Here is a 13411-nt window from a genome sequence, read left to right on the forward strand (position 1 = left end):
GGCGCGCCAGGACAGGGGATTGCTCGCATGGCTACTGGGTTCGTCTGCCATGAACTTTACATGTGGCACAACACCGGCAACTGGGCCCAGGTGTTTCCACCGGGATTGACGATCCAGCCCGGAATCCATGCGGAGAATCCGGAGACCAAGCGCCGCTTCCGCAATCTGGTCGAAGTCAGCGGCCTGCTCGATCATCTCGTGCAGATCAAGCCGCGCGCAGCGACAGTGGCAGAGCTCGCCCGCGTCCACACCGCGGACCATATCGCCCATATCAAGCACCTCAGCGACGCCGGCGGCGGCGACGCCAGCCACCTGACGCCGCTTGGCGCCGGCAGCTACGAGATCGCGCTGCTCGCGGCCGGTGGCGCCATCACGGCTGCCGATGCGGTCGCATCGGGCGCGGTCGAGACCGCCTATGCGCTGATCCGCCCGCCGGGGCATCATGCGCGGCCGGAGCTCGGCATGGGATTTTGCCTGTTCGCCAACGCAAGCATCGCGATCCGGCATTTGCAGGCCACGGGCCAGGTCTCGCGCGTCGCCGTTGTCGACTGGGACGTGCATCACGGCAACGGCACCCAGGCGGTGTTCTACGAAGACCCCAGCGTGCTGACGATCTCGCTGCACCAGGACAATCTGTTCCCGGCAAACTCCGGTTCACTTGCCGAGAACGGCGACGGCGCAGGCGATGGCTACAACATCAATGTACCGCTGCCGCCCGGCTCGGGCATCGGTGCCTATCGCAGCGCGTTCGAACGCGTCGTGCTGCCCGCACTGCATCGCTTCGCACCCGACATGATTGTGGTGGCGTCGGGCTTCGATGCGTCGGGCGTCGATCCGCTCGGCCGCATGATGCTGTCGTCGGCGGCGTATCGCGAGATGACGCGCATGCTGCGCGCCGCTGCCAAGACGTTGTGCAACGGCCGCATCCTGATGACGCATGAGGGCGGCTACTCGGAAATGTACGCGCCCTATTGCGGGCTCGCGGTGCTCGAGGAGTTGTCCGGCATCAAGACTGATATCGCAGATCCCTGGGAGCCATTGATGGCCGCGTGGGGCGGCAATGAGCTGCAGCCGCATCAGGCGGCGGTGATCGATGCGGCCGCGGCGCTCGTGAGCCGGCTGCCTGCTGCGCGTTGACGATGGGATTGGTGGAAGCAATCGACGGATGCCATGGCACGGTTCGTGCAAGAACTGCTGCCGTGCATCTCCTGCTTTAGAGGGAGGCGTCGGATTGTCCGCGCCGTAGACGAGGGTACTGACGATCATGCTTGACCGACGTTCACTTCTCGGCGGCGTTGCCGCAGGCGCGGGCTCGATTGCAATGCTGGCAAGCCTGAACAAGGAAGCCCGTGCCGCAGGCGGGCCAGTCAAGATAGGCTCGGCATTGCCGATGTCCGGATTCGCCGCCGCTGACGGCATCGAGTTCAAGAACGGCCTCACGCTCGCCGCCGAAGAGATCAACGCTGCCGGCGGTATCTTGGGACGTCCGATCCAGATCGCGATCGAAGACACCAAGGAGATGGGCGCCGATATCGTGACCCAGGCGATGCAGCGCCTGATCGATCGTCACTCGGCGAGCGCGATCATCAACGGATATAATGTCGGCACCAACATGGTGGAGATGGATGTCGCCGCAGACAACGACGTCATCTTCGTGCACTACAACACGCTGATCTCGCATAACACCAAATTCCTCAGCGACCCGCAGCGCTATTATTCCTGCTTCCAGGGCGATCCGCCGGAGTTCTACTACGGCCCCGGCTTCCTGCTGTTCTTGAAATCGCTGATCGACAACAAGCAGTGGAACCCGCCGAACCGCAAGATCGCAATCATCCCCTCGGCGAACGAATATTCGATCGTGATCGCCAACGCGATCCGCGACCGCGTCAAGGAATTCGGCTTCGAGCTCGGGCTCTACGAGACCGTGCCCTTCCCGACCAACCAATGGGGACCGACGCTTGCCAAGCTGCGTCAGGACCCGCCGGCCGCGATTGCGGTGACGCACTTCCTGCCGCAGGACCTGGCGCAGTTCATGACCCAGTTCCTGCCCGAGCCGACCCAGAGCCTGGTCTATATGCAATACGGACCGTCGCTTCCGGCCTTCCGCGAGATCGGCAAGGAAGCCATCAACGGCGTGATCTACTCTACGGTGATCGGCTGCCTGCCCGACGAATTCTCCGCGGCCTATCGCAAGACCTATCGCGAGAAGTTCGGCGCCAACGCCGCCTTCATCACGGGCTCGCAGACCTATGACGGGCTCTGGCACTACGCATTGTCGGCGGCGCTCGCCGGCGGCGCCAGCGAGCCGAGCAACAAGGAGCAGACCCGCAAAATCTCGGAGGCTATGAAGCGGCTGATCTATCGCGGCGTCAACGGCATCTACCACGCCGACCCGAAGGGCCAGTCCGCCTTCTGTTATCCGACCCAGATCAAGGATCCTTCGCTCGGCATGGCGCATCAGTTCCTGCAGCACCAGGACTACCGCACCGATCCCAAGCTGATCGCCCCCGCGCTCTATGCAACTGACACGATGAAGCTGCCGCCATGGATCAAGGCGTAAGAGGTTGACGCGGTGAGCTCCCCTGACCAGACGAACGGCCCGCTGCTCGTCTGCGAGGGCGTGACCAAGACCTTCGGTTCGCTCCGTGCGGTGGATGGTCTGTCGTTGACCGTTCGACCCGGCGAGGTGGTCGGGCTCGGTGGGCCGAACGGCGCCGGCAAGACGACATTCTTCGATGTCGTCACCGCCGTCACGGAGATCACCGACGGCCGCATCCTGTTTGCGGGGCGCGATATCACCGGATTTGCGGCGCACGAAGTGTGCCGCGCCGGCATCGCCCGCACCTTCCAGCTCAATGCGGCGTTCGACAGCCTCTCGGTCGAGGAGAATATCGAGGTTGCCGCCCATTTCGGCGACACCAACAGCCGCTTCCCGGGCTTTGCGATCAGCCGGGCCGCCCGGCAGCGCGCTGCCGCGGCGCTCGATCTGGTCGGCCTCTCCGGCCGGCAGCGCATCGCACGCGACCTGCCCGTGCTCGACCGCAAGCTCTTGATGATCGCGGGGGCGGTTGCAACCTCCCCGCAACTGCTGCTGCTCGACGAGCCGGTCGGCGGCCTCAGCCCGTCGGAGGTCGATCGCATCGCCGACGTCGTCAAGCGGCTGTCGGCATCGGGGATCGCGATCCTCTTGATCGAGCACGTCATGCGCTTCCTGCTCTCGCTGTCGACGCGCGTGGTGATCATGCACCACGGCAAATCGATCTTCGAAGGCGCGCCCTCGGCGGTCGCCGATGATCAGACGGTGGTCGAGACCTATCTCGGCAAGGCCGCGACCAACCGCCTCAAGGCCTTCTTCGTCAAGCAGCCGGAGCTGAGCGCCCATGACTGAACCGTCGAGCGTCCCCTGCCTCGCCGTCAACGGTCTGGTGACCGGCTATGACGGCCGCAATGTCCTGACCGGCGTGTCGCTGTCGCTCAATGCGGGCGAGCTCGTCACCGTCGTCGGCCCGAACGGGCACGGCAAGACCACGCTGCTGCGCGCGATCTCCGGCCTGCTGCCGGTGCGCAAGGGCTCGGTGTCGCTGAATGGCCGGGTGATCTCGGGCCTGCCGGCGCATCGCGTCGCGGCAGGCGGCGTGATCCACGTACCGCAGGGCGATCTGTTGTTCGCCGGGATGAGCGTGCTCGAGAATCTCCTGATGGGCGCCTATCTCGATTCCGATCAGGCAGCGGTGGCCCGGCGTCTCGATGAGGTCTTCACGCTGTTGCCCAAGCTCGCCGAGCGCCAGACCCAGATCGCTGCCAGCCTCTCCGGCGGCGAGCGGCGCATGGTCGGCATCGGGCGCGGCCTGATGATGAAGGGCACGGTGATGCTGATCGACGAACCGTCGCTCGGCCTCGCCCCGATCATCATCGAGCAGATCTACGAGGTGATCGCGCGGCTGAAGGCGAGCGGCCGCACCATCCTGCTGGTCGAGGAGAATCCGGCGCGCGTCGCCGACATCGCCGACCGCATTCACCTGCTCGACAACGGCGCCTTCGTCTGGTCGGGCGAACCGTCCGTCCTGCTGCAGCGCGACGAGCTGCTCGCAACCTATCTCGGAGGCTGACGAATTGGAGATCATAGGACCCGTCATCGTGGCCGGGATCACCACCGGCGCCCTGTACGCGCTGGCGACGCTCGGCCTGCCGTTGCCGCTCGCGGTGCTTGCCGCAGCCGCGGTCGGCGGCGTGATCGGCGCGCTGATCTTCATGCTGGTCGCCTATCCGCTGTCGCGCCGCAGCCCCGAAACCTTCGAGACCACCATCATGATCGCGACCTTCGGCGTCGCGCTCACCCTCGAGAATACAGAGCTGGCTCCGCAAATTCGGACAGTAGCTTGAGTGGATTTTCTGCCTGACAGCGGCGAGGATTCTTGCCGCGAATCAGGAGCGAAGATGACGAAGAAGAGCCGCCGGATGCATTCTCCGGCATTCAAGGCGAAGGTTGCTTTGGCTGCGGTCAAAGGCGACAAGACGCTGGCGGAGCTGGCGCAACTGTTTGATGTTCATCCGAACCAGATCACGATCTGGAAAAACCAGCTCCTGGAAGGCGCCGCCGGCGTGTTTGGGCATGACAAGGCGTCGGCCGAGACGCCGGTCGATTTGAAGGCGTTACATGCCAAGATCGGCGAGCTGGCGTTGGAAAACGATTTTTTGTCCGGCGCGCTCACCAAGGCGGGCCTGCTGAGCGCAAAGCGATGATCGACCGCGGTCATGATCTTTCTATCGTGCGCCAGGCGAAGGTCCTGAAGCTGGCTCGCAGCACGGTCTACTATGAACCTCGGCCAGTTTCGGCCGAGGACCTTGCCTTGATGCGTCGGCTCGATGAGCTGCATCTCGATTATCCCTTCGCGGGAGCGCGTATGCAGCGATCGTTGCTGCGGCGGGAGGGCGTATACGCCGGTCGCCGCCACATCGCGACGCTGATGAAGCGCATGGGGATCGAGGCGGTCTATCGTCGCCCGAACACGAGTAAGCCGGCACCGGGTCACAAGATCTACCCGTACCTGTTGCGCGGATTGAAGATCGAGCGGCCCGACCAGGCGTGGGCAATGGACATCACCTACATTCCGATGCGGCGTGGCTTCGTCTATCTCGCGGCGGTCGTCGATGTGTTCAGCCGACGGGTCCTGGCCCATCGCGTCTCGATCACAATGGAGGCGGCCTTCTGCGTCGAAGCGGTCCAGGAGGCGTTGGCGAAGCACGGCAGGCCCGAGATTTTCAACACGGACCAGGGCAGCCAGTTCACCAGCCTCGAGTTCACCGATGTGCTGCTGGACGCGAAGATCGCCATCAGCATGGACGGCAAGGGCGCCTGGCGCGACAACGTGTTTGTCGAGCGGCTCTGGCGCACGGTCAAATACGAAGAAGTTTATCTCCGCGCCTACGACAGCGTGTCCGAGGCGCGAGCGTCAATTGCCAAGTATCTGGCCTTCTACAATCAGGGACGCCCTCACTCGAGCCTTGACGGGCGCACGCCCGACGAGGCTTACTTCGGCACGCAAGCTATGGTGATGGCCGCATGACCGTCGCCGACGATTTTGTCGTCGCTCTGGTCGGGCTACGCCCTCCCGACGCAACGACAAAATCGTAAGGCCCCGCGTTCAGCATAACCCGGCAGGAATCCACTTAAATCCCGCGGGGCGCTGTCCAAACAACCGGCGCCAGCTCTCATCGCCGAACGCGCCGCGGCCGCGATCGGTGCGAGCGGGCCTGCTGCGTAGCGCCAGCGTCGATCTCCCGGCGGCGCGTGCAAAAGGCGCTTCCGGCGGAAGCGCCTTTTGTCCCAGTCCCGGCGGTTACACCCTCGCCTTGGCGATCCTGCGCCCGCCGGCGTCGAGCGCGCCGAAGGTGCCCGCGATCATGTCCGGTGTCGGGATCATGCCGCCGAGCGACCAGCTCGCCGGCTCGCCTTCCTCGATCTTGACCCAGACGTTGCGGCGGAAGTCAGGGTTGCCCTGGCCCTCGACCTCGACCATCAGGTCGGTGACGCGCTCGAGCAGCACTTTCTTCTGCGCGACGTCGAAGATGCCGCGGACGGTGGAAATGGTGACGTAAGGCATGGTCTCTCTCCATTGCTGAGGTGGTGACGACGCAACCAAGATGGACCGGCAGGGCTCAATCAGGCAGTGGCCGATCGGACAGAGATCGGGCAATATCTGCCGCAGCCCGATTGCGCCGATCGGCTAGGATGACGGCAATTTCAGGAGGTCCCATGAAGCTTACGATCCTCACCTTGGAAGGCTGCATGCAGTCGGCGGTCGCCGGCATCGCCGACATCCTCACCCTCGCCAACCATGTGATGCAGCTGCGCGGTAGCAAGGCGCGCTTCACCTGGCAGACGCTCTCGCTCGACGGCAAGGCGGTGCGCGCGGGCGGCGGCAAGCTGCTCGCGGTCGACGGCGCCGTCAGCGGGCGGACGTCCTGCGACGCGATCATCGTGCCGGGCAGCCTGGTCGATCATCTGACCGCCGAGCGCCTGCAGCCGCAATATGACCGCGCCGGCGCCTGGCTGCGCCAGCAGCATGCCGGCGGCAAGTTGATCGGCGCGTTCTGCAGCGGCGTGCTACTGCTCGCCAATGCCGGCCTGCTCGACGGCCGCCGTGCCACCATCACCTGGTGGCTGCAGAGCGAGCTCCGCCGCCGCCATCCCAGGGTCGATCTCGCCAGCGATGCCGTCCTCACCCAGGCCGATCGGCTGGTCTGCGCCGCCGGCCCGATGTCCTGGGTCGATCTGCTGCTGCGGCTGATCGAGATCGTCGAGGGCCCGGAGGTCGCAAAGGTCTGCGCCGACTATGCCGTGATCGACACCGCGCAGCGCACGCAAGCGATCTTCATGCCGCTCGGCTACATGCTCGCGCAGGACCCGCTGCTGATGAAGGCGGACATGCTGGTGCGCCGCACCGGCAAGGCGCCGATCACGGTGCGCGGCCTCGCGCATGCGCTGGGCCTCAGCGAACGCACGCTGAACCGGCGCTTCCGCGAGCTGACCCACGAGCCGCCGCAGGCCTTCATCATGCGCCGCCGCGTCGAGCACGCCCGCACGCTGCTGGAGACGACGACGCAGCCGATCAAGTCCATCGCCCGCACCACCGGCTATGAGGACGAGAGCAGCTTTCGCAAAGCCTTCCGCAAGCTCACGCTGACCTCGCCTCAGGCCTACCGCGCGCAGCGATCGATGCGCGCGGCGCAACCGTAGCAATCCCGGAAGACTACGGTCAGCAACACTGACGAACCCAATGAAACGACGCGAACCGGCGCACCGGCTGGCGCTTCGGGATCGACAATAATCGGGGTCGGGTGTTCACTGGCAACAAGGACTCAAAGCAGTCTCCGATAAAAACAGACACATTCATTTATGCATGGGGAGAAACGAGATGTCTTTCGTCGCACGACGAATGGCGGCGCTTTCGACCGTCATCATCATCCTCGCTGCCGGCGCAGGCGGCGCATTTGCCCAGAAGAAATACGACACCGGCGCAACCGACACTGAAATCAAGATCGGCAACATCATGCCTTACAGCGGGCCGGCATCCGCCTATGGCACCAATGGCCGCAAGATCAACTTCATTTCCTATGACGACGGCTACAGTCCGCCGAAAGCGGTCGAGCAGGCGCGCAAGCTGGTCGAAGGCGACGAGGTCTTGCTGATCTTCGCCCCACTCGGCACGGCATCCAACAGCGCCATTCAGAAGTACATGAACGCAAAGAAGGTGCCGCAGCTATTTGTCCAGTCCGGAGCGACCAAGTGGAACGATCCGCTGAACTTCCCCTGGACCATGGGCTGGCAGCCCAGCTATCAGAGCGAGGGACGAATTTACGCCAAGCACATCCTGAAGGAAAAGCCGGGCGGCAGGATCGCGATCCTCTACCAGAACGACGATTATGGAAAGGACTACCTCAAGGGCCTGAAGGACGGCCTCGGCGACAAGGCGGCGTCGATGATCGTCGCCGAGGATGCCTACGAGATAGCCGAGCCGACCATCGACACGCATATCGTCAAGATGAAATCGCTGAATGCTGATGTATTCGTCGACATCGCGACGCCGAAATTCGCAGCGCAGGCCATCAAGAAGGTGGCCGAGATCGGCTGGAAGCCGTTACACATCCTCAACTCAATCAGTGCCTCGATCGGTGCCGTGATCCAGCCTGCCGGCTTCGAGAACGCGCAGGGGATCGTTTCGGTCGCCTATCTGATGGACCCGCTCGATCCGCAATGGAGGGCGGCTCCCGGCATGAAGGCGTTCGACGAATTCCTCGCCAAATACTTCCCCGAGGGCAACCGGGCGGATAGCCTGGTGGTGACAGGTTACAATGCCGCCCAGACATTGGCGCAGGTGCTCAAGCAGTGCGGGGACGATCTCACGCGCGAGAACGTGATGAAGCAGGCAGCCAACCTGAAGGACTTCAGGACCGCCAACCTGCTGCCGGGCATCACGATGAACACCAGTCCGATCGATTTCGCGCTGATCAAGCAGATGCAGCTCAGACGATTCAAGGACGAGAGATGGGAGCTGTTCGGGCCCATGCTCAGCGCAGAAGTCGGAGGTTAGCGGTCCGCAGCGCCCACTGCAGGCCGCAAAGCGGCCGTCTCGAAGGCCGACGGCCCGACAGTGGCCGTGCATCGAGACGCGCGCGATGCGCGCTCCCTGGGGATGACGGATCAGGCCGTTGTGGGCCATCGAACTACACCCGGAACAGCTTCGCGTACCTTGCCTTGATCTCCTCGCTCTGCGCCTGCACCTGGGCCGGATCGGCCTTGAGCATCTTGAGCTTGCCGAGCGGCACGTGGCCGGCCTTTTCCTTCACCTTGCCGTGGAACGAGCGGTGCGCGAACTCGTCGGCCAGCAGCTGCTGGGTCTCGGCGCTGAAGACATAGCTCTGGAACAGCCGCGCCGCATTCGGGTTCGGCGCGTTCTTGAAGATGCCGCTCGGCACGATGATCAGCGGCGCGCCCTCAGTCGGATAGATCACCTCGACCGGCTTGCCCTGATCCTTGGCCAGAACAAGATTATAGTCGTTGCCGTCGGCCATGACGGCGCGCTCGCCGAGCAGGATCTTCTTCGGCGGATCGGCCGCCGACTGCACCTGCATCACTCGCTGCTGCGCGAGCTTTTCCAGATAGGGCCAGCCGAGATCGCGCGCCAAGACGAAGGTCGCGGTCATGATCGCGCCGGAATAGCCCGGGTGGCCCTTGACGATCTTGCCGCGCCATTTCGGATCGAGCAGGTCGGCGTAGCTCTTCGGCGCCTCCTCGCGCTTCACCTGCTCGGTGTTGTAGCCGATCACCTCGAACCAGGCGCAGGATGTCGCTGACGTGCCGTCGGGATCGATCTGGTCGGCTGGAAAATGCCTGGCGACCTCTTCCGGCACATAGGCGGCGAGCCAGTCGTTCTTCTTCCAGTCGAGGTAATGGGCGGGATCGGTGGAGTTGGCGACGTCGACGGCATTGATGCCGCTGCCCTGCTCCTGCGCGATGCGCTGGAAAATCCGCTCCGCGCCGGAGCGCTCGACGCGGACGCTGATGCCTGGATATTTCTGCTCGAAGTCGCGCGCGAGACGCTCGGCCGTGTTGAGCTCAAGCGCGCTGTAGAACGAGATCTTGCCTTCCTTCTTGGCGGCTGCGATCAGCTCCGGCGTCACCGCCTCGGCCGGAGGCGCGGCGGCCCGTAGCGGTTCGGCGAACGCCATGCCGGCCGCGGTCGCCGCCGTCACCTTGAGCCAGTCGCGTCTCGACCATTTGCGGTCCTGCATTCCATGCTCCCTGAGATCGGGCCGTTGACCGGCCGCGCCGTTGTTGTGCAGCGATGATAGATCATGATCGATGGACATGTGCAGCGGTTTTCATCGCCAGCTTTGGCGGAACACCCGCATCCAATTGTCGAAGGCGATCTTGCGCATTGTGGCGTCATCGAACCCGTGCGCGCGCAGGGCCTGGATCAGGTTCGGCAGATGACTGGCATCCCTGACCGGGAGGGGCACGAGCGCGCCATCGAAGTCGGACCCCAGCGCAACATGGTCGTCGCCCATCCGTTCAACCAAGTAGCTGAGGTGGTCGACCACCGTCGCGATTGGGATGTCCGGATCACGCTGCGCGTCCGGGCGCACTTCGGACACACTGAAGTTGAAACCCACGAGGCCGCCTGACGCCTTGACCGCGTCGAGCTGCCGGTCGGTCAGGTTGCGCGTCGCGCGGCAGATCGCATGCGCGCAGGCGTGGGTCGCCACGATGGGCGCGGTGCTGATTGCAGCGACGTCCCAGAAGCCGCGCTCGTTGAGGTGAGACACGTCGACCATGACGCCGAGCTGGTTGCAGGCCTTCACAAGCGATTTCCCCGCGTCCGTCAAACCGGGACCGGTGTCGGGAGAGCGCGGAAAGGCGAACGGCACGCCATGGCCGAAGATATTGGGGCGACTCCAGACCGGGCCGAGAGAACGCAGGCCGCGGGCGTAGAGCTGCTCCAGCCCGTCCAGATCGGCGCCGATCGCTTCAGCGCCCTCCAGATGCAACACGATCGCGAACGCGGCATCTTCGCGCGCCGCCTCGATCTCATCCACGGTTCGCGCCCATCGGATGTTTCCGCCGGCGCGGGCCACCATGGTCTCCAGCGCACTCAATTGCGCATTGATGGTGCGGCGCGCGTAAGCCGGATCGAGCGGGTCCGCAAGACGGACCTCGTATCCGTCAGCCGTTCGCGTGAAACCGCCCTCTCGTGGATGTTCCGCCCCGGCGAACATCGCGAACAGACCGCCGATCATGCCACCTTCGCGCGCACGCGGCAGGTCGAGGTGGCCTTCCTCCGAGCGCATCAGAAAATCGCGCCCGCCTTCCCGGTATTCGGCGAGGTGTTGAACGGCATCATTGTGGCCATCGAAGATCGCAACCTTGCCGCTTGCCTGCACCGTGCTGCCCCCTCGTCCAACTTGCCTCGCTCAGGCTACGGCAACGCTGACGAGTCCACACCCTATTTCTTGTCCGGCGGATTCTCGCGCAGGAAGCGTTCAAGATCGGGCTGCACGGAGTAAGGCTGCGGAACCGGATCGCCCTGGAAGTCGACCTGAAGGTCGAGGCAGCGCCGCAGCATCCGCGCCAGCTCGCTGCGCCGATAGGGTTTTGTCAGCAGTGGAATGCCGTGACCGCCACGGCCCTGTTGGGCCGGCAGCACGCCATCGCTGTAGCCCGAGGTGAACAGCACCCGCAGTGCCGGACGCCCGGCCATCAGCGTATCAGCCAATTGCCGGCCGTTCATGCTGCCGTGCATCACAATGTCGGTGAACAGAAGATCGAACGCAGTGCCACGGTTGACGATCGCGAGCGCGGCGTCCGCATTCGCCGCGACCAGCACCTTGTAACCGAGGCTTTCGAGCTGGCCCGTGACGTAGTCGCGGATCGTGGGGTCGTCCTCGACACACAGGATCGTCTCGTTGCCGCCCTTGACCGACAGATCGTCCTGCTCGGCCGCGCGCTGCGCGATGCCGTCGGCCTTGGGCAGATAGATCCTGAAGTTGGTGCCGCGCCCCTGCTCGCTCCTGACCTCGATCCCGCCGCCGCTCTGCTTGACGAAGCCGAACACCATGCTGAGCCCGAGCCCGGTGCCCTGCCCGACCTCCTTGGTGGAGAAGAACGGATCGAAGATCTTCTCCAGATGCGACGGCGAAATCCCGACCCCGGTGTCGATCACCTCGATCACGAGATGGTCGCCGGCGCGCTCGACGCCGTGCGCCACCGCCTCGGGAATCCCGAGCTGGATGTTGCGGGTCGCAAAGGTCAGCGTGCCGCCATCAGGCATCGCATCGCGCGCATTGATGGCGAGATTGACCAGCGCCGCGCCGAGCTGACCGCGGTCGACAAAGGCGAGCCAGGCGTCGCGGCCGAGCTCCGTCCTGATCTCGGTCTGCGAACCCAGCGTCTGCGACAATAGCCGCACCACCTCGCCGACCAGGTCGTTGACGTCGGTCTCGGCCGGCTGCAGCGGTTGCTTGCGCGCGAATGCCAGCAGGCTCGAGGTGAGCTGCGCGCCGCGATCGGCGGCATCGCTGATCAGCTTGGCGATCGCGGCAAGCTGCGGGTTGTCCTTGACCCCGTCGGCGAGGATCTCGATCGTGCCGGTGATCACGGTCAGCATGTTGTTGAAGTCGTGCGCGATGCCGCCGGTCAACCGCCCGAGCGATTCCGTCTTCTGCGCCTGGATCAACTGCTCCTCGGCGATCCGGCGCTGGGTCACGTCCCTGACAAAGGAATTGATGATCCAGCCGTCGCCGCGGCGCAGCGCATTGAGCGACACCTCGACATAGAACCGGTGGCCGTCGCGGTGCACGGACGCGGTTTCATAGCGCATGCCCATGCCGCCGGCCGCGGTCTCCTGCAGGAAGCGGGTGATCCGCTGCCGGTGCGCGAGGCGAAGCTCCTCCGGAAACACCAGTTCGACCACGCGGTAACCGACCGCCTCGGACCGCGTCCAGCCGGTCAGCGCCTCGGCCTGCGGGCTCCAGTCGAGAATGATGCCGTCCTGGTCGGTCTGGACGAAGGCATCGAGCGCGGTCCTGATGATGGCCTGCGCCATCTGCTCGCCCTCGACCAGGGCCTGGTGCGCCCGCCGTTGCGCGGTGACATCGTGCAGCACGGCGACCGCGCCGCGCAGATTGCCGGTATCGTCGCGCAGCGGCCGCGCATTGGCGACGAGGCAGACCTCCGGATCCGGCGCCTGGGGCCTTACGATCAGCTCGAAATCGTCGACGTCATTGCCGCGCAGCGCGCGCGCCATCGGCGTGTCCGCGATCGGCATCACGGTCGTGCCGTCGGGATAATAGTTCTGGAAGGTGCGAACGCCGGTCAGGGTGTCAAAACCGGGTTCGACACTGTACAGCCGCCGCGCCGCGGCGTTGGCGATCACGACCATCCCGTGCTCATCGGCGACCACCACCGGATCGCGGATGCTCTCGACGGTCTTCTCGAGCAGGTGCTGCCTGCTGCCCAATTGCGCCGACAGTTCGGCAAGCGTGGCGGCGAGCTCGGCGGCCTCGTCGCTGTCGGCTGCGCGTTTCGGAGCCTGCTCGCCGCGCGACGGCGCTTCCGCCGCCCGCACCAGCTGGGCAGGCGTTCCGGACAGCGACCTCGCAATCATCTCAGCAGTCATCAACACCACCACAATCGCGCCGCCGGCGAGCAGAATGCCGGGCCAGGTGACGCCATGGATGAAGCCCAGCGCAAGCAGGAGCGCGACGACGGGAAGCATCATCCCCATCGCCAGACGGCCCGACAAATTCATCACGACCAACTCATCGTGTCGGCTGCACCGGAAAATGGAAAAGGAAAAACGGTATCCGGAAAGGATTGTCGGCGCCGGGGCAATATCCGGTGGCTAGTACC

The 13411-nt window shown here is 64.7% G+C and carries 12 protein-coding genes; 8 read left to right on the forward strand and 4 right to left on the reverse strand.

The genetic code is table 11. From position 1 onward, the window contains the following. The first annotated feature begins 27 nt into the window (after window positions 1-27). The 6 genes from HAP54_RS38740 (at window position 28) to HAP54_RS38765 (ending at window position 5567) form a co-directional block, all read left to right on the forward strand. Window positions 28-1137: a class II histone deacetylase gene (locus tag HAP54_RS38740; RefSeq protein ID WP_166296130.1), complete on the forward strand. Its 1110-nt coding sequence runs from the start codon at window positions 28-30 to the stop codon at window positions 1135-1137. A gap of 127 nt (window positions 1138-1264) precedes the next feature. Beyond that, window positions 1265-2560, forward strand: a complete 1296-nt coding sequence (locus tag HAP54_RS38745) for an ABC transporter substrate-binding protein (protein ID WP_166296133.1) — start codon at window positions 1265-1267, stop codon at window positions 2558-2560. 12 nt (window positions 2561-2572) lie between these two features. Continuing rightward, complete coding sequence (locus tag HAP54_RS38750; RefSeq protein ID WP_166296136.1) at window positions 2573-3388, forward strand: ABC transporter ATP-binding protein; 816 nt, start codon at window positions 2573-2575, stop codon at window positions 3386-3388. Beyond that, window positions 3381-4109: an ABC transporter ATP-binding protein gene (locus tag HAP54_RS38755; protein WP_166296139.1), complete on the forward strand. Its 729-nt coding sequence runs from the start codon at window positions 3381-3383 to the stop codon at window positions 4107-4109. Before HAP54_RS38750 ends, HAP54_RS38755 begins: the two co-directional genes overlap by 8 nt. 28 nt (window positions 4110-4137) lie before the next feature. Further along, a complete protein-coding gene (locus tag HAP54_RS38760; RefSeq protein WP_166296141.1) occupies window positions 4138-4383 on the forward strand; it encodes a hypothetical protein in 246 nt (81 codons plus the stop codon). Between the two features lie 54 nt (window positions 4384-4437). Next, a protein-coding gene (locus HAP54_RS38765) for an IS3-like element ISRj2 family transposase (protein ID WP_166204126.1) occupies window positions 4438-5567 on the forward strand; the annotation gives its coding sequence in 2 pieces (ribosomal slippage) (window positions 4438-4690 and window positions 4690-5567; 1131 coding nt in all). Between the two features lie 273 nt (window positions 5568-5840). On the opposite strand, the gene HAP54_RS38770 is transcribed toward HAP54_RS38765, so the two are convergent. Continuing rightward, window positions 5841-6104 (reverse strand): tautomerase family protein, encoded by a 264-nt coding sequence (locus HAP54_RS38770; RefSeq protein WP_166296144.1) that lies wholly within the window; start codon window positions 6102-6104, stop codon window positions 5841-5843. A 152-nt stretch (window positions 6105-6256) separates the two neighbouring features. On the opposite strand from HAP54_RS38770, the gene HAP54_RS38775 reads away from it, so the two are divergent. Both HAP54_RS38775 and HAP54_RS38780 read left to right on the forward strand, forming a co-directional pair. Beyond that, window positions 6257-7240 (forward strand): GlxA family transcriptional regulator, encoded by a 984-nt coding sequence (locus tag HAP54_RS38775; protein ID WP_166296147.1) that lies wholly within the window; start codon window positions 6257-6259, stop codon window positions 7238-7240. A 178-nt stretch (window positions 7241-7418) separates the two neighbouring features. After that, window positions 7419-8594 carry an ABC transporter substrate-binding protein gene (locus tag HAP54_RS38780; protein ID WP_166296150.1) on the forward strand — a complete coding sequence of 392 codons (1176 nt, stop codon included), beginning with the start codon at window positions 7419-7421 and terminating at the stop codon, window positions 8592-8594. A gap of 133 nt (window positions 8595-8727) precedes the next feature. Here HAP54_RS38780 and HAP54_RS38785 read toward each other — a convergent pair whose 3' ends face one another. The 3 genes from HAP54_RS38785 to HAP54_RS38795 form a co-directional block, all read right to left on the reverse strand. Next, complete coding sequence (locus HAP54_RS38785; RefSeq protein WP_224741588.1) at window positions 8728-9873, reverse strand: ABC transporter substrate-binding protein; 1146 nt, start codon at window positions 9871-9873, stop codon at window positions 8728-8730. Window positions 9874-9885: 12 nt separating this feature from the next. Next, the gene (locus tag HAP54_RS38790; RefSeq protein ID WP_166296153.1) at window positions 9886-10944 is read right to left on the reverse strand and encodes a dipeptidase; all 1059 of its coding nucleotides are present in this window, start codon (window positions 10942-10944) and stop codon (window positions 9886-9888) included. A gap of 62 nt (window positions 10945-11006) precedes the next feature. Continuing rightward, a complete protein-coding gene (locus HAP54_RS38795; protein ID WP_248114383.1) occupies window positions 11007-13280 on the reverse strand; it encodes a PAS domain S-box protein in 2274 nt (757 codons plus the stop codon). Window positions 13281-13411 lie beyond the last annotated feature (131 nt).

The sequence above is a fragment of the Bradyrhizobium sp. 2S1 genome, from assembly GCF_011516625.5.
Taxonomy (GTDB): domain Bacteria; phylum Pseudomonadota; class Alphaproteobacteria; order Rhizobiales; family Xanthobacteraceae; genus Bradyrhizobium; species Bradyrhizobium septentrionale.